This window comes from Desulfovibrio sp. (assembly GCF_019424165.1).
GTDB lineage: Bacteria > Desulfobacterota > Desulfovibrionia > Desulfovibrionales > Desulfovibrionaceae > Desulfovibrio.
Genome location: NZ_JAHZAA010000003.1, coordinates 133,615 through 150,935 on the forward strand (window position 1 = coordinate 133,615; position 17,321 = coordinate 150,935).

11 protein-coding genes are annotated in these 17,321 nt (G+C 62.9%); 8 read left to right on the forward strand and 3 right to left on the reverse strand.

The window, feature by feature from the left end; all coding sequences use genetic code 11:
- Positions 1 to 48: 48 nt before the first annotated feature.
- Positions 49 to 2,310: a DNA polymerase III subunit gamma/tau gene (gene dnaX, locus QZ377_RS02615; protein ID WP_291439266.1), complete on the reverse strand. Its 2,262-nt coding sequence runs from the start codon at positions 2,308 to 2,310 to the stop codon at positions 49 to 51.
- A gap of 44 nt (positions 2,311 to 2,354) precedes the next feature.
- On the reverse strand, positions 2,355 to 3,275 hold the full coding sequence (locus tag QZ377_RS02620; RefSeq protein WP_291439269.1) for a branched-chain amino acid transaminase: 921 nt from the start codon (positions 3,273 to 3,275) through the stop codon (positions 2,355 to 2,357).
- Positions 3,276 to 3,499: 224 nt separating this feature from the next.
- On the opposite strand from QZ377_RS02620, the gene QZ377_RS02625 reads away from it, so the two are divergent.
- The 8 genes from QZ377_RS02625 to QZ377_RS02660 all read left to right on the forward strand — a co-directional run bounded on the left by QZ377_RS02625 (position 3,500) and on the right by QZ377_RS02660 (position 15,013).
- Positions 3,500 to 5,527 (forward strand): hydantoinase/oxoprolinase family protein, encoded by a 2,028-nt coding sequence (locus tag QZ377_RS02625; protein WP_291439271.1) that lies wholly within the window; start codon positions 3,500 to 3,502, stop codon positions 5,525 to 5,527.
- Between the two features lie 385 nt (positions 5,528 to 5,912).
- Positions 5,913 to 6,395: a tRNA (cytidine(34)-2'-O)-methyltransferase gene (locus QZ377_RS02630; RefSeq protein ID WP_291439273.1), complete on the forward strand. Its 483-nt coding sequence runs from the start codon at positions 5,913 to 5,915 to the stop codon at positions 6,393 to 6,395.
- A complete protein-coding gene (locus tag QZ377_RS02635; RefSeq protein ID WP_291439275.1) occupies positions 6,392 to 7,540 on the forward strand; it encodes a CobD/CbiB family cobalamin biosynthesis protein in 1,149 nt (382 codons plus the stop codon). Before QZ377_RS02630 ends, QZ377_RS02635 begins: the two co-directional genes overlap by 4 nt.
- A gap of 166 nt (positions 7,541 to 7,706) precedes the next feature.
- Positions 7,707 to 8,444, forward strand: coding sequence for a sulfite exporter TauE/SafE family protein (locus tag QZ377_RS02640; RefSeq protein ID WP_291439277.1), 738 nt, complete (start codon positions 7,707 to 7,709; stop codon positions 8,442 to 8,444).
- Between the two features lie 13 nt (positions 8,445 to 8,457).
- Positions 8,458 to 11,601 carry an efflux RND transporter permease subunit gene (locus QZ377_RS02645; protein ID WP_291439279.1) on the forward strand — a complete coding sequence of 1,048 codons (3,144 nt, stop codon included), beginning with the start codon at positions 8,458 to 8,460 and terminating at the stop codon, positions 11,599 to 11,601.
- A gap of 145 nt (positions 11,602 to 11,746) precedes the next feature.
- Complete coding sequence (locus QZ377_RS02650; protein ID WP_291439281.1) at positions 11,747 to 12,532, forward strand: YkgJ family cysteine cluster protein; 786 nt, start codon at positions 11,747 to 11,749, stop codon at positions 12,530 to 12,532.
- 258 nt (positions 12,533 to 12,790) lie between these two features.
- Positions 12,791 to 14,005, forward strand: a complete 1,215-nt coding sequence (locus QZ377_RS02655) for a bifunctional 3,4-dihydroxy-2-butanone-4-phosphate synthase/GTP cyclohydrolase II (protein WP_291439282.1) — start codon at positions 12,791 to 12,793, stop codon at positions 14,003 to 14,005.
- A gap of 432 nt (positions 14,006 to 14,437) precedes the next feature.
- Positions 14,438 to 15,013, forward strand: coding sequence for a cytochrome b/b6 domain-containing protein (locus tag QZ377_RS02660; protein WP_291439284.1), 576 nt, complete (start codon positions 14,438 to 14,440; stop codon positions 15,011 to 15,013).
- A gap of 164 nt (positions 15,014 to 15,177) precedes the next feature.
- Here QZ377_RS02660 and QZ377_RS02665 read toward each other — a convergent pair whose 3' ends face one another.
- Positions 15,178 to 16,992: a 3-phosphoshikimate 1-carboxyvinyltransferase gene (locus tag QZ377_RS02665; RefSeq protein ID WP_291439286.1), complete on the reverse strand. Its 1,815-nt coding sequence runs from the start codon at positions 16,990 to 16,992 to the stop codon at positions 15,178 to 15,180.
- Between the last annotated feature and the right edge of the window lie 329 nt (positions 16,993 to 17,321).

A 17,321-nucleotide genomic window follows, 5' to 3' on the forward strand; every position in this document is an offset into this window, starting at 1 on the left:
CGCGGCTGCCAATACCCTGTCCCCTTTCCGCTCTTCGTGAAGATGCGGCTAGTCTATGGGGCGGCAGCCTTTCAGCGAGGCCTTCAGCACCTCAAAAAATGGTTGCAGTTCTTCCTTGCGGCTGAACTCGGCAATAAGGTCCGCCTCCGGCCTGTGCGGCTTGGGGGCGATAATCTCCATCTGCGTTTCCGGCGCGCCGTAGGCGGCCAGTGCGGCATACAGGGCTTTGGCCTGTTTTTCAAGCTGGTGCAACTGCGTTTCTGTTCTGGGCTGCAAGCGCAGCGTGTTGCCTTGCCAGTCCACCCCTATGCCGCGCAGCACATAAGGAGCCGGAACGGGGCGTGAAGCCGCTTGTTCCGCCGTGCAAAAATCGTAAAAATCCTGCCAGTTGCGGCTGCGCCCGTCAGGGTTGACCGGTGCGGCGGCAGGGGGGCTCAGGCTTTGCGCGTCGGATTGCTGCGTCTGTTTGTCCCCGTGGGCCTGTCCGGAAGTATCCTGTCCGGAAGTATCTTGGCCGGAAGTGTCTTGGCCGGAAGCATGGCGTCCAAAGGCATCCTGGGCCGAAGCATCCTGCCCGGAAACGTCCGGGCGTTTTGCCGCGTTCCGGCGGCCCGGCCAGTTCTGCGCAACCGGGCTTTCCGTCAGGGCTTCGTCTTCGTAGGGCGCGTAATCTTCGTCCTGCCCTGTCCAGGGGGCGCCGCCCATGTCCGGGCCGGGGGCTTCCGTATGGAGCGCCTGCACAGAGGTTTCGTCCCTGGACGTATCGGGCGGGGCGGAAAACCCGTTGCCGGGGGCGCGACGGTGCGCGCTGTACGGGGGCGTTGCCTCTGCTTCGGCCTGTATGCCACCCTGATCATTGGTGTGGGCGCTGTCCGGGGGACCGCCCTGAACGCTGTGCCGACGGCTGCTCTGGCTCCGGCTGTGGACGCAGGCTGGAGCAGGGTCGGGTGTTTCGGCCTCTTCGCCGTCTGTGGCAGGGCGGGTGGCTGTGGCGGTGGCTCGTGGGCGGGCCGCGCTTTTGCCCATGCCCGAAGCCGCCGGGATGTCATCCGGCGCTCCGGCGCTGTTGCGGGATGCTTCTGCCCCTGCATGGGGCGGCTGCCCTGCCCTGTGATTGCCGTGCGGCATGCCGGAAGGCGGCTGGCTTGCGTCGGCCGGGGCCGCGCCTGTCGGGCCTGCGGGCATCTGGTCCGGCGTGACCTGCCCCACGGGCAGCAGTTGCGGCAGCAGGGCCAGGTTAAGCAGCAGCAGCTCAAGGGCGGCTGCCGGTTCCGGGCTTTGCACGATGCCGCGCTGGGCGTCCAGCGTCATCTGCCATGCCGCATGCAGGTGGGCCGTGGAAAAGCGCGGCGCAAGACCCTGCCACAGGGCAGCCTCGTCAGCGGGCAGTTGCAGGCTGGAAGCCACAGCCGCGCCACCTTGCCGCAAAAGAAAAAGATTGCGCAGGTTGCCGGCCAGTTCACGCACAAAAAAGCCGATATCCACACCCTGTTGTAATATCTGACGGCAAAGTCCGGCCACGGCGGGGCAATCCTGCGTGTGCAGGGCCTCGAAAAGCCCGGCGAACATTTCCTGTCCGGCCAGGCCCAGCACCTGCCGTGTGGCGGCGGCGGTGAGCTGTTCGCCACCCAGGGCCAGGGTCTGATCCAGCAGGGACATGCTGTCGCGCACGCTGCCCGCCGCGCGGCGGGCCAGCAGGCGCACGGCGCTGTCTTCAAAGGCAACGTCTTCCTTGCGCAGCACGCCGGAAAGGTGCTCGACCAGAGCGTCTTCGCTCAGATGGCGGAACACAAAATGCTGACAGCGGCTCACTATGGTGACGGGAAATTTGTGCGCCTCGGTGGTAGCAAAGATAAAGACCACGCGTTCCGGCGGCTCCTCAAGAGTTTTCAGCAGGGCGTTGAAGGCGTTGCGCGTGAGCATGTGGGCTTCGTCAATGATGAAGACCTTGTAGCGGCCTTCCATGGCGGCGTAGCCGATGGTTTCGCGCAGCGAGCGGGCGTCTTCCACACTGTTATTGGACGCGCCGTCAATTTCCGTCACGTCCACATGCACGCCCTGGGTGATCTTGCGGCACTGGGCGCATTCATTGCACGGTTCGGGACCGGGGGAGTGCTCGCAGTTGAGGGCCTTGGCGAAAATGCGGGCAATGGTGGTCTTGCCCACGCCGCGCGTGCCGCTCAAAAGATAGGCCGCAGCGGGCCTGTCCTCGGCGGCGGCGCGGGAAAGGACGGCTTTTACCATGTCCTGTCCCGCCACCTGGGCAAAGGTCTGGGGGCGGTAGCGCGAGGCGAGGGAGAGATGCTTCATGATTTTCGGGCGGCGCGCCCGGTGGGCCGGGCGCGCCAGTTGAGCTAAACTTTATAGTGGTGCAGCCAGCCGGCGTACTTGGGGTTTTCGCCCTTGACGATCCTGAAGTACTCGGTTTGCAGGTGCTTGGTCACAGGCCCGGCGTGTCCGGCCCCGATCTGGCGGTGGTCCATCTCGCGGATGGGGGTTATTTCCGCCGCGGTGCCGGTAAAGAACGCCTCATCGGCGATATACATTTCGTCACGGGTGAACTGCTGTTCTTCCACCGTGTAGCCCAGGTCCTGGGCCAGCTTCATGACGGAATCACGGGTGATGCCACCGAGGATGGAGGTCCAGGGCGTGGTCCTGATAACCCCGTCACGCACGATAAAGATATTTTCACCAGTGGCTTCAGACACATAACCGTTGGTATCCAGCATGACGGCTTCGTCATAGCCTTCGTCCTTGGCCTCCACCTTGGCAAGGATGGAGTTGATGTAGTTGCCTGCGGCCTTGGCTTTGGACATGCTGGTGTTCACATGGCTGCGGGCAAAGGTGCTGGTTTTGACGCGAATGCCCTTTTCCAGTGCTTCGGCGCCAAGGTAGGCTCCCCAGGGCCAGACGGCCACAATGGTCTGCACCGGGTTGTTGCCGGGGTAGACGCCCATTTCGCCATGGCCCACGAAAGAAAGCGGACGCACATAGCCTTCGGCCAGCTTGTTGATTTCAAGCGTTTCAACGCAGGCTTTTACCAGCTCTTCTGCGGTAAGCGTGAGGTTCATGCGTAGGATCTTGGCGGAGTTGAGCATACGCTTGCAGTGGTCTTCAAGGCGGAATATGGCGGACGTGCCGTCGACACAGGCATAAGCCCGGATGCCCTCAAAAATGGCGCTGCCGTAATGCAGGGCATGTGTGAGCACGTGAACCTGGGCTTCGTCCCAGGGAACCATTTTTCCGTCAACCCAGATGTACTTCATCTTTTGCATGACTGTCCTCCGCAAGACTCATAAGTAGGGCGGCATCATCGGCGGCGCACATGACCGCCGAGTCCGCAAGAGAAAAAATTTACTGTAAAGCGCCCCATATGGCAAGCGCACTGACCGCGCGGCAACGGGCCTTCCGCGGCGCGCGCCGCCTCCGGGCAAAGGTCTGGCCCTGGGGCGGCGCATGCCGTATGCTGGGCCTGCCTTTTTGCGCAATGAGGACAGGTATGCAACAGACAGACATGAAAAATACGACAGATACTTCCGTATATTTGCTGGGCATTGATGCCGGGGGAACCCATACCGACGCGGTTTTGCTGATGGAAGAGCCTGAGAGGCATCCATCCGGCAGGGCAGATGTGTCACCCGCAGGCCATGCCGCAACAGCCCTGAACGCCGCTGACGCCACATGTGCGGCACACGCGCCGCAGGCATCGGGCCAACCGGAAAAACAGGCCGCCCCGGACGCGGCAATGCCCCGCATGCGTATTCTGGCCGCTGCCAAAACGCCCACGCGGCACGATGATCTTCCCGCGTCCATTGGCGAGGTGCTGGCGGCCCTGGCAACCGCGCTGGACAGTGATCCAGCCCTGGCTGCCGCTGGCGGCGCGGCGCTGCTCGGGCGGGTGAGCCGTGTTACCCTTGGGGCCACACTGGCTGTCAATGCTCTTGTGCAGGACAAGGCTGATGCCGTGGGGCTGGCCTTGTCCGCCGGGCCGGGGCTTGCGCCCGGCCGTTTTGCCCTGGGGCGGCATGTGTGCATGGTTCCCGGCGGTCTTGATCACAGGGGGGTTGAAGTCAGCCCGCTGGATGTTGCGGAGCTGGAGCGCCAGGCTGCCGTGTGGAAAGAGAAAGGCATCGCCGCCGTAGCCTGCGTGAGCAAGTTTTCGCCGCGTAATCCGGCGCATGAACAGGCCATGGCCGGGGCCGTGGCGCGCGCGTACGGCTCTGCCTTGCGCCGGGATGCGCCCCCGGACCGCGTGCCGGCGGCAGAAGCCGCCGCGCCGGGCATTACTGTGGGACACAGGCTTTCCGGCCGTCTCAGCTTTCCGCGTCGTATCGCCACCGCCTATTTCAACGCTGCCGTGCAGCGCCTGCACGTCAGCTTTCTGGAGGCGGCGGAGAGCGCCCTTGCCCGGGCCGGGGTATCCGCCGCAGTACGTCTGCTCAAGGCTGACGGCGGGGCCGTGCCGCTGCATCTTTCACGGCAGGAGCCGGTGCAGTCCATCCTTTCCGGCCCGGCAGCCAGCGTTATGGGCGTGCTGGCCTTGTGCCCGGCCGCGTGCCAGGGCTGCGGGCTGCTGCTGGATATGGGCGGAACCACCACAGACATGGCTCTGGTGGCTGACGGCTCGCCCGTGGTGGACAGGGACGGCATGCTTCTTCAGGGGCGGCGCACCCTCGTGCGGGCGCTGGCCTCGGTTTCCATCGGTGTGGGCGGCGATTCGCTCATCAGCGTTGAGGGCAGCGATCATGAGGCCGTAGTGCGCGTAGGACCGTTGCGGCAGGGGCCTGCCGTGGCCTTTGGCGGCAGCCGGCCAACCCTGCTGGATGCCCTCAATGCGCTGCACAGCCTGCCATGCCCAGAGGCGGAAAGCGCGGCGGCCAAAGCCGGCGCTGCACAGCTTGCCGGAAAAACCGCAGGGGATGTGGCTGCTTCGGTGGAGAGCATGGGGCATCTGGCTCGGCGGCACGGCCTTGCGCCCGGAGTACTGGCCCGAAAGGCCGTGGACGACGCTCTTGCCCGGATAGTCGCGGCGGCTCATGATCTGGTGGAGGATATCAACGCCCGTCCCATCTACACCCTTGCCGGGCTCAAGGCGCTGCGCCGGGCGCGGCCCCTGCGTGCATGGCTCATGGGCGGCCCGGCAGATTGCATGGGTGCGCATCTGGCCGCTGCGCTGGGCATGCCCGTGGAATGCCCGCCTCACGCCGCCGTGGCCAATGCCGTGGGCGCGGCCCTGACCCTGCCCACGGACTCGCTGGAAGTTTACGCAGATACCGGGCGCGGCATCCTGCGCGCCCCGGCTCTGGATCTGATGGAAAATATCCGCAAGGGCTACAGCCTGGACGCCCTTGGAGCGCGCGCCCGTGAGCTGTTGCTGGAAAAGCTCGAGCAGGGTGGAGCGCACGGGGCCGCAGTGGAGGTCACCGGGGCGGAATCGTTCGCCACGCTGGACGACAGCGGCCGCAGCAGCCGGGACATGCGCGTGGTTTGTCAGGCAGTGCCGGGACTGGCGGGCCGGGTGGGGTAGTTTGCACCCGCAGGGGTGGACCAGCCAGTGGCTGGCCTGTCTCCGCCACTGGCTGACCCCGGCGTCTGCCCCCGGCGTTTGCCCTCGACGTCTGCCCGGTTTTTGCTCCAATCGCTGCCCTGGCTCTGCCCCTGATGCCTACCGCCCCGCGGCCGCGGCACGTTCCCATAACCTCTGACGGCAGCCTCTTGAAAAGCATTGGCATACGCCCTACTATCACGCTCCCGAAAAAACGTCCGCGCAGCAGATGGGCCGGGCCTTAATGCCGTGGCGCCGCCGTTGCTGCCCGGGCAAAAAGCAGTGTGGAAACCGCCGCGCTTTTCGCCCGCCGGAAGCGCCGCCGGACTCCGGCGGCCTGCGCCATATGCGTCGAAATGGAAAAAACATGCAGATAGTTCTTTACGAGCCGGAAATACCCCCCAATACGGGCAATGTGGCCCGCTTGTGCGCAGCCACGGGTGTAACGCTCAACCTCATAGAGCCGCTGGGCTTCAAGCTGGAAGACCGCTACCTCAAGCGCGCAGGTCTGGATTATTGGCCCAATGTGCGTTTGCAGGTCTGGCCCTGCTGGCGCGACTTTACGCGGGACGCCCTGATGGACGGGCGCGCGGGGCGGCTGGTGTTCACCTCGGCCAAGAGCGCGGGTGACAGCGTACCGGTACATCATTTTACCTTTGAGCCGGATGATTTTCTGGTTTTCGGCCCGGAAACACGCGGCCTGCCGCGGGATATTCTGGATCTTTCGCCGCACAGGGTTCGCATCCCCATGCTGGAAGGGCGCGTGCGCAGCATCAATCTGTCTACAGCGGCGGGCATTGTGCTTTATGCGGCTTTGGCGCGCACGGGGCTTATGGAGGACTGGGCGTGAGCCTGGGCCACGGGTTTTCCCTGGTCTTCCCCTGGTCTGTGTGGGAATGCTGGTGGTTGGCCCCTCTGGCCCTTGTTCTGGATTTGTGGCTCGGCGATCCTGCGTTGCCCTGGCGGCACCCTGTCTGCTGTGTGGGCAGGCTGCTGGACGCTCTGGAAGGTCCGGCGCGGCGCTTCATGACGACCGGCCCGGCAGAAAAACAGCGTCTGCGCGGTCGTCTTGCCGGGGCGGCGGCTCTGGCGGTGCTGACGCTCTGTACGGGGCTGGCTGCCTGGGGCCTGTCATCGCTGCCGTTGCTGGCTCTGCCGCTGGCGGTATATCTGGGCTGGTCCGGCCTTGCCATGGGCAGCCTGCTGCAAACCGGGCGCACGGTGCTGGAACGGGTGGAACAGGCGCCCGTGCCTGAAGCCCGCGAGGCGCTCTCCTGGCTGGTCAGCCGCGAGACCGGGAGCATGGATCGACCGCTCATGCGCAAGACCCTGGCCGACACGCTTTCTGAAAATCTCACAGATGCCTTTACCGCGCCTTTTTTCTGGCTGCTGGTTGGCGGCCCTGTGGCCCTGTGGTGCTATAAGGCCGTCAGCACCACGGATTCCATGTGGGGGTACACCACTGACAAGTGGCGCTGGCTCGGCTGGGCCGGAGCGCGGGCCGACGATGCCCTGGCCTTTATACCGGCCCGCCTGGCTGCGCTGAGCGCGGCGCTGGCCCATGTGCTGGCCCGCCTGTGCTCACGGCTTGCCTGCGTGTTTGCTCGCCGGTGCGTGAGGGTGGCGGCCCGGCAGCCCTGGCAGCGCATCATTCGTCGGGCCGCCGGGCTTCCGGCATGGCCGGGGCGCTGGCCCGGGCTTGGCGTGGTGGCCCGTCAGGCTGTGGGCATGCCCAGTCCCAATTCCGGCTGGTCCATGACGGCCTGCGCCTGGCTGTGCTGGGCGCGCATGGCGGGGCCGTCGGTCTATTTTGGCGTGCTGACGCCCAAGCCTTGGCTTGGGCCGTCGCCAGAGGACGAGGAACGTGGCGGCCTTTCGGCCACGTGGGATGCTTCCCGTCTGTCGGCCTTGTGCTCCCTGTTGTGGTGGAGCACCCTGTGCGGGGGCGTGGCCCTCTGGCTTGCGGCCCTTTTGCTGGGTTTTGGCGCAGCTTGAGGGTGACATTGCCCTGTGCGATATTGGCCGGGCGACTCGCGAGATCGCCCCGCCAGAAGCGTGCACGCGGCGCATCCGCGCGGGCAGGGGCCGGGGCAGGCGGCGTAAGAATTTTGCAACGGTATATTTTTGAAGTGAAAATGCTCTAATTATTGAGGCGACTGTCATGATGATAGCGGTTTTGTACGCCACATGCCTGCTGGTGGGTTTTCTGGTGGGAATAACCGGAGTGGGCGGCATTCTTATTCCTCCGGCGCTCATTCTTTTCAGCGGGCAGGAAACCCATATGGCCATGGGTACGGCGCTGGCTTCTTTTCTGCCTGTGGGGCTTGTAGGCACAATCATGTACCGCCGTCTGGGCCATGTGGACTGGCATATGGCCCTGCCCTACATGCTGGGCAGTCTTGCCGCCTGGCCCGGCGCGCTGCTTAACGCCTGGCTGCCTGCCGGGCCGCTGGTGGCCCTTTTGGCCGGGATTATCATTTTTGCGGGCCTGTGCGCTCTGCGGCCGCCGAGGCCGGGCAGCGGCAGCGCATTCTGGCAGAGCAGGCGCGGCTTTTTCTGCATCGGCGCAGTAACGGGGCTTATGGCCGGGCTTACAGGAGCGGGCGGCCCGGTGCTTTCCATTCCCTGGATGATCATGGCGGGCGTTTCACCCATGACGGCTGTGGGCCTTGCCATGCCCTATCAGGTGACCACGGCCCTGTTCGGCACTATCGGCAACATGTCTGACGGGCATGTGGACTTTACCATCTTGCCCTATATCTGCGGCATGGCGCTGGCGGGCCTGTTTGCCGGAGTGGCTGTTGCCAAACGTATTCCAACGGAATTGCTAAGAAAGCTTATCGGCGGCCTGTGCTGCGGGCTGGGGCTGTTTTTGTTCTTGCGCCTGATATGCAGTTAACGTAAAAAATGGCATGAATATCGCCTCCGTGTTTATCAGCCGCCCGGTCGCCACGGTGCTGCTCATGCTCGGCATGCTTTTTTTCGGCATAACGGGCTATAAAAACCTGCCTGTCAACCATCTGCCCAATGTGGACTTTCCTACCATCCAGGTCATGGCCGACCTTGCGGGGGCCGACCCGGAAACCATGGCCGCTTCCGTAGCCACGCCGCTGGAAAAGGAATTTTTTACCATTGCGGGCATTGACTCCATTTCGTCGGTCAACTCGACGGGCCGTACCCGCATAACCATCCAGTTCGCCCTGGACCGCGATATTGACGCGGCGGCTCTGGACGTGCAGTCGGCCATCGGCCTTGCACAGCGGCGCATGCCCGCCAACATGACCACGCCGCCGAGCTTCCGCAAGGTAAACCCGGCCGACATGCCCATCCTGTATCTACGGGTGTCGTCGCCCACCCTGCCGCTGTACGCCCTTAACGAATATGCCGATACCCTTATAGGCCAGCGTCTTTCCATGGTGGAAGGCGTGGCCCAGGTAGTGGTGTACGGGCAGAAGAAATACGCCGTGCGAGTGCAGCTTGACCCGGATGAGCTGGCCTCGCGCGGGCTTGGCATCGACGAGGTGGCCGATGCCGTGGCCGCGGCCAACAGCATGCTGCCCACAGGCTCGCTGGAGGGGGCGCAGCGCGCCAGCGCCATCAAGTCTTCGGGCCAACTGCTCAATGCCCGCGCTTTTCAGGATACGGTGGTGGCCTACCGCAATGGTGCGCCGGTGCGGCTGCGCGATCTCGGGCAGGTGGTGGACAGCGTAAAGCAGGACAAGCAGCTTACCTGGGGCAACGGCGGCTCGCCAGGCATCACCCTGGCCGTGGAGCGCCAGCCGGGAACCAATACCGTGCAGGTGGTGGATTCCATCCGCAAGCTTCTGCCGGGCCTTGAGCGTCAGTTGCCGCCGTCCGTTGCGCTGGAAGTTTTTTACGACCGTTCCGACTCCATCCGTCACTCTGTGGCGGATGTTAAGTTTACCCTGGTGCTTACGGTTTTTCTGGTGGTGCTGGTCATTTTTGTTTTTCTGCGCAACCTGCCCGCCACCATAATCCCCAGCCTGGCCCTGCCCATGTCGGTCATTTCCACGTTTGCCGTCATGGCGGTGCTTGGCTACAGCCTGGACAACCTTTCGCTCATGGCCCTGACACTGGCCGTGGGCTTTGTGGTGGATGACGCCATCGTCATGCTCGAAAATATCGTGCGCCACCAGGAAATGGGCAAGGATCCGCTTACGGCGGCGTACGACGGATCGGCGGAAATCGGTTTCACCATCGTGTCCATGACGGTTTCGCTGGCGGCGGTATTTATTCCCGTGCTGTTTATGGGCGGTATTGTGGGCCGTTTGTTCAGGGAGTTTGCCGTGGTCATCATCACGGCCATTCTGGCATCGGGGGTGGTATCGCTTACGCTCACGCCCATGCTGTGCGCCTACTTTCTGAAAGCGCGGGGCGCGCATGCCGTGGGGCGCACCGCCGGACAGGGGTTTTACGGCTTGCTTGAGCGCGGTTTTGACCGGTTGAACAGCCTTTATGCACGCTCACTGGCTGTGGTGCTGCGCCATCGCCTGAAGACGCTCATGGCCTCTCTGCTTTTGCTGGCGCTCACCGGATGGCTGGGGGCAGTCATGCCCAAGGGCTTTCTGCCCGTGGAGGATCTCGGCATGCTGGTGGCCAGCACCGAGGCCGAGCAGGGCGTGTCCTACGAAGGCATGGTAAACGCGCAGCGCAGCCTTGACCCCCTGCTGGAAAAAAATCCCCACCTGGCCGTATACAATTCCATCGTGGGCATTGTGGGCGGCAGCCCGAGCATGAATAACGGCATACTGCTCATGCCGCTCAAGCCGCACGGCCAGCGACCCGGCATCGAGCAGGTGGCCGAGCAGCTACGCCGTGAACTGAATATTTCGCCTTCGTTGAGGGTTTTTGTGCGTGTGCCTCCGGCCATCAATATCGGCGGGCGTTCTTCAAAGGCCCTTTACCAGTACACGCTGTCCGGGCCGGATATGGAAGCTCTGTATGACAGCGCCCAGGAAGTGGAAGAGGCCCTGCGCGCCCTGCCGCAGGTGCAGGACGTGAACAGCGACCTGCAACTGAAAAATCCCGAGCTGCGCGTCACCATCGACCGTAACCGGGCGGCGGCGCTGGGCGTAAGCCCGCACCAGATAGAGCTGGCCCTGCAATCGGCGTACGGGTCGCGCGAAATTTCAACAATCTACGCGCCAACCAACGACTATACGGTTTTTGTGGAACTGCAAAAGAAATTCCAGCAGGACAGCTCGGCCCTGTCGCGCCTGTACGTGCGCGCGGCTGACGGCAATCTTGTGCCGCTGGACACGCTGGTGAAGATGGAGCCGGGCGTCGGCCCCATTGCCGTGAACCACAATGGCCAGTTTCCTGCGGTGACCATTTCTTACAACCTGCGGCCCGGGGTGTCGCTGGGGCAGGGCGTGGCCGCTGTGGAGGCCGCCGCCAAACCGCTGCTGCCGGATACGGTCACTGCCGAATCGCAGGGTACGGCGCAGGCCTTTCAAAGCTCGCTGACGGGCATGGGCTGGCTGCTGGTGCTGGCGATTGTGGTCATCTACCTGGTACTGGGCATCCTGTATGAAAGTTTTATCCACCCCCTGACCATTCTTTCAGGCCTGCCTTCGGCGGGTTTCGGCGCGCTGGCGACCCTGTGGCTGTTCGGCATGGATTTGAACCTCTACGGCTTTGTGGGCGTCATCATGCTGTTGGGCATCGTGAAGAAGAACGCCATCATGATGCTGGACTTCGCCCTTGAAGCGCAGCGCCATAATCCCGGGATGGAGCCGCTTGAAGCCATTACGCGTGGTTGCCATGTGCGCTTCCGGCCTATTATGATGACCACGGTGGCGGCGCTTATGGGCGCGCTGCCCATTGCCATAGGCATCGGGGCCGGGGCCGAGGCGCGGCGTCCCCTTGGCATGGCTGTGGTCGGCGGGCTTTGCTTTTCGCAGATTGTTACGCTCTACATAACCCCCGTATACTATTATTATATGGAAAAGATGTCGCGCTCGCTGGGCAGACGGTGGGGCGGGCGCTTCAGGCGGCCCGGGGCGGGCGCGCCGGAGCTTGCCGCAAAAGACTGAAGCGGGTACACAGCGCCAAGCGCCCACAGAAATTTTTGCTGCGCGTTCCGAGCGCGCGGCGTCCGGTAAAAACAGCATCCGCTCGCGCCTTGCACATTGTGCACCGGCGTATGAAAGCCCGGCGGCATGCCGCGATGGAGACCGCATGATTTCACAAGATATGTCCTCACCCCTTGAAGCCCCTGTCTGTCGCCGTTGCGGCATGTGCTGTCTGCGTGGCGGCCCTACCCTCATGCAGGCGGACCTGCCGCGCCTCACCGGAGACGTGCTCACCCTTGAAACGCTTATATGCCTGCGCGCGGGAGAATGGGCGCGTGACGATGCGCGGGGCGAATTGCGCCCGCTTGACCGGGAGTGCATCAAGGTGGCGGGGCTTGGCGGCCAGGCACACCCCTGGCGCTGTCGTTTTTATCGCGACGCTTCGGGCTGCGCCATTTACGCCCATCGCCCGGTGCAGTGTTCGGCCCTGTTCTGCATGAATACGGACCCGCTGGAAGACCTGCTGGCTCGCGAGCCTCTGCTTGACCGCGCCAAGGCTCTGGAGGCGCTGGCCGCTTTGGCGCATATACCGGGTTTTTACGGAATGCCCGACGGCACCCGAGCCCTTTTGCCCGACCTTGTGACCGCCCACGAGGAGCAGAATCCTGTGGCTCCCGTGCTTGAGGCCGCGGCGCGTCTTGGCTTCGCGCCCAAGGGGGCGAGCGCCGTAACCGGGGAAGAGGCCGCTATGGATGAGGGCGAACGCCAGAACCTGCTTGACGGCATCAGCAAGGCCGTGCGTACAGAGGCGGCCTTTCGCGAGCTGTGTGTGGAGCGCGCGGGCATACCCGCCGCCATGCTGCCTTTTCTTTTGGGGCGGCCCATGGCCGATCTGCTGGCCGAGGTCGGATTGCGCCCGGCGGCCACGACGCCGGAGCGACCGCAGTTGTAAAGCGTCTGCGGCGGCAGTGCGGCGCAGGTCTCACAGGGGCAGTCAGCCTGGTGTATACCTGCTTTCTGAGTGGCGGGCCATGCGATGGATTGCGCGGCGGAGCGTCAGGCCTTTTCCGGCCGGCAGCCGGGTTGCCGGGGAAGCCCCGGCACAGGCATGGGAGCTGCCGCTCTTGGTTGACAGAAGGCCGCCACGGCCCTACCTTACATAAATTATAATATTCACAGCCCGCGCCACGGGCCAAACGAAGGAAGCATCATGCCATTGTGCAGCATTGAGGAAGCCGTTGCCGACATTAAACAGGGCAAAATGGTCATTCTTGTGGACGATGAAGGCCGGGAGAATGAAGGCGACCTGACCATGGCCGCGGAATTTGTCACCCCCGAGGCCATCAATTTTATGGCCAAATACGGGCGGGGGCTTATCTGCCTGCCCATGTCGCCGGAGATGATCGACCGGCTTGATCTGCCTCTTATGACGCAGCGCAACGGCTCGCGTTTCGGCACCAACTTCACCATTTCCATTGAAGCCCGCGAGGGTGTTACCACGGGCATTTCCGCCGCGGACCGCGCCACCACCATTCTGGCCGCTGTTGCCGATGAAGTGCGCCCCGACGACCTTGTGACGCCGGGGCATGTTTTTCCCCTGCGCGCCAAGGCCGGAGGCGTACTTTCGCGCGCCGGGCAGACCGAAGGTGGCGTGGACCTGTCAAAGCTGGCCGGGCTCAAGCCCGCCTCGGTTATTTGCGAGATCATGCGGGATGACGGAACAATGGCCCGCATGCCCGATCTGGAAACTTTTGCCGAAGAGCACGGCCTCAAGATCGTGGCTGTCAAGGATATCATCCGCTACCGCCTCAACAGGGGGCAGGTGTCTGTGCGCAATGTGGCCAAGGCCCATCTGCCCACAAGGTGCGGTGATTTCACGGTATATGCCTATGGAAGCGAAACCGAGCAGGGTACGCATCTGGCACTGGTCAAGGGCGACCTTTCCGGGCCGGAGCCTGTGCTTGCCCGCGTGCACAGCGAATGCCTCACGGGCGACGCCCTGGGATCGCTGCGTTGCGACTGCGGCGGCCAGCTTGGCGCGGCCCTGCGGCAGATAGAAAAAGAAGGGCGCGGCGCGCTGCTGTATATGCGCCAGGAAGGGCGCGGCATAGGCCTTGCCAATAAAATACGTGCCTATGCCCTTCAGGACGAAGGGTACGACACCGTGGAAGCCAACCGCAAACTGGGCTTTCCCCCGGATCTGCGTGACTACGGAACCGGCGCCCAGATGCTGGTTGACCTGGGCATACACAAGGTGCGCCTGCTGACCAACAATCCCAAGAAAATTGTGGGGCTTTCCGGTTACGGCATCGAAATTGTCGAAAGAGTACCCATCGAAATGGACGCCTGCCCTGAAAACGAGCACTACCTGCGTACCAAGAAAGAAAAAATGCAGCATATGCTGCACTGCTCCTGCTGCCGTTAGGAGTTTCTTTTTCCGGCATGGCCTGAGCCATATCGGACGAGTCCCTGCCGCCAGGCCAGGCAAGCAGCCTGGCGGCAATAGTTTGCAGGGGGGGCATATGCCACCTGCCGCGGCCGTACTGTATAGCTTCCCGGCCCTGGGCCACTGGGCTTTCGGGCTGATGCTGCCGGCGTCCTTGTGGGAGACTGCTTTTTTGAGCATGTCGGCTTTGAAAACAGGTGTTCTTAAAGCCGCAAGAGGCTTATTATGGCGTTTATCCACACAGGCCGCTGTGTTTGCGCCTCTGTGGCGGACGTCTGCGCACGCAGCCGTCAGGGCAGTTTTAAAGTGAAATTGCCCTAAAAAAACAGGACCGTCCCTTGACCCCGGCATGCCGCTGCCCTGGCTTTCAGAGCGGCACGGGGTGGCGGTTCATACCTCAGGGAGTACTGCATGACCGTAAAGGAAAAAATTGTGGCTCAGGGCGCGCTGCTGTGGCGTTTTCTGGGTTTTTTCCAGCCGCCCCTGTTGCGCTGTATCCATGCCGCCGTGATCGCATTTGTGCTTTTGCAGTTCCTGACCAGCATGGTCATGGTGGTCACTGTGGAAGGCCCCTCGGGCCTGGCCTGGATACACATCATTTCAGGCATGACCCTGTGCCTGCTGGGTATCGCCCTTGTGACGCTCAGCATCAGAAAGCGCGGCTTGCGCAATTTCTTTCCCTATCTGTGGGGCGATATGGAGCAGCTCGGCAAGGATATGCGCGCTGCGGCACAGTTCAAGATGGTTGGCCCCCGCCCCAAAGGCCTGCCCGCATGTATTCAGGGCCTTGGCATGGGCGCGCTGCTTCTGGCGGTGTTTACCGGCCTGTGGTGGTTTAACGACTGGAGCAATGACCGCCTCGGCCTTACTGCCCTGAGCGTGCACAAGTTTTTTGCCTGGGCCATGGTAGCCTACATCGCAGGGCATGGCGGCATGGCGCTGGCCCATTTTGCCATGTGGCAGAAAAAAACGGCGCCCAAGAAATAGCGCGCGGTTGACAAAATAGCACGCATTTTATGCCTGCAATGCTTTGCGGGGGAGGGACCCGTTTGCAAAAGGGTCGCCTCCCCCATAAAGCGATTCACCGTAAAAATGCTCTGTGGGGTTCCTCCCCACAGAGCATTTCAAAGTAAATTGTCTTCGGCGCTGTTCTAGTAGTCTTCTTCTTCCTTCATTTCCGGCGGCACAGCCACCGCAGTGGTGATAATGCGCCGGCGGGCCGGGGCCGCGGGGGCGGTTTCAGGGGTGGCACGGCGCTGCGGCGGCTCGGGCAGGGCGTTGTACAAAGCCCAGAAGGCCGGATACAGGCCGGTCATGACACCGGGGTTGCCGAGCTTCTGGTGCTGTTTTGCACAAGCAGCCAAAGCAAGAGCCATGGCCCACACAGGCGTGGGGGCGTTCCAGGCGACCTTGGCTTCTGGTTGTGCAGTTTTGCACAATCTGCTGTTGTCATCCAGTTCCAGATCTACGGCATGCAGAAAGCTTTCCACTTCATGCATGTCCGTTCCCTGAGGCAATGGCGGCAGTACTGTCTGCCCGCCGCGCAAGGCTGCGCATGCGGCAAGGCCAACCACCAGGGGCGACCAGTCCGCAGGCAGGTACGCAGGCAGGGCAGATATGCTGAATGCCTTGAGCGGAGCCGTATTTTGCGCGTAGATTTCTTCGCCTTCCTTGCCTTTCTGCTGTTGCAGATCAAGGCCCAGATCGCGCAGGATGCCCCAACCGGCTTCGGCGGCGGGCCACTGGGGCCACTGGCCGGCAAGGCGCGTTTCACCGCCCAGAACCAGGGGCAAGGCCAGCAGAAACAGCGCCAGTTCCGGTTCAACGGGCAGTTGCGGCTGTGCAGGAATATTCAGCTTTGTCGGATGGATGCGCACAACGCCGCTGTCCACGGCCACATCGGCTCCGGCTGCCCGCAGGATGGGCAGTGTACGGGCCAGTATGGTTTTTTGGGCCGGGTGGCCGCTGATATCCATGGCCAGGCTGTGTTCATAGCCGGGCGCTGCCAGCAAAATGCCTTCGGCCAGTTCGGCGGGCGTATCAGCAGGCATGGTTACAGCGTCGGGGATAATGCCCGAGCTTTCAAGCCGTGCGGGCAGGCCGTCGCTCTTGGGGACCACGTGCACAAGGCGCGCGCCCATGGTGGGCAGAAAGTGGCGCACAGCGGAAAGGTCGGCCAGCTTCAGGCCGGACTCGCCCGCAAACTTTGCCCGTGAGGGGCGTCCCAGATAGTGGCCCAGCAGCAGAAAGAAGTTCCACGCGCTGTCGCCCACGTAGAGCACCTTGTCGGGCGCGCCCAGGGGTACGGCGGGTCTGGCGGTAACGCCTTCGTCCTCACGGGTGAGGGCTGCCCCGGCCTGGTTGAGCATTTTCACACAGTCCACGACAGGGTCGTTCATGAGGCTTGGGCTAAGGCGCAGGGGCTGCCCTGTGGCGGCTGCCAGCATGAGCCACGCGCGTGTGGCGTGGCAGGCCAGAGGAGCCTGCATGCGCAGGCGCACGGCCTTGGTCGGCGGGGCCAGGTTGAACGCCATGCGCTTGTCGGTGCTTTCGCGGGGGCTGTCGGCAAAGGGCTGGCCGCCGTCGGCGGAGCCGCCCTCGTGTCCTTCGCCTTCGGGTCTTTCCTGCCGCTCGCTTACAGGGCGGGGCTGAAATTCCACTTCCTGCATAAGAGAAAAAAAATGGCCCGAGAGGCGGGCGTCGCGACTGATGCGGGCTACAGCGGCCTCCCACGATTCACGCAGTATTTTTTCCTCGGCGGCGTCCATGCGTGGCTTGTCGCCGCGCATGCGCGTCAGGATATTATGGCGCCGCAGCAGAAGGCGTAAAATGTCGCGGTCAATTTCGCAAACGGTTTCGCGCAAGGGGCGGCGCGGACGTGCCTCGCCCTGGCCCCGGAAATCGCGTTTTTCGCGGCTGTCCCGGGGGGGGCGCGGGCCGCGCGGGTCGTTCGAATGATCAGTCATGCTCTTTCCTGTAGGAAAATGGGGAGGGGGGGGGTGATTAAATCCCTTTTCGTTGTGTGGAATTGCAGGGGTTTGCTGCAAATACGCAGCAAATCTGCGCCACAGTCTTTCTTTCTCTGCGCAAACGTGTTAGCTTGAAATGACTTCTCTTGCAAGGGTGTGCTCGCGAGGACTCTGTTTTGAGAAGGTTTGAATCGGGGATTAGAACTTTTTTCACAAGAACCTTATCTGGCTGAATTTTATTGGAAAAGCCTGTTCGGCAATGTAATGTTTCCACGAAATTTTGCAGAGGGGGCTTGACTCGGACGCCAAGTGCTTGTTACTAATTG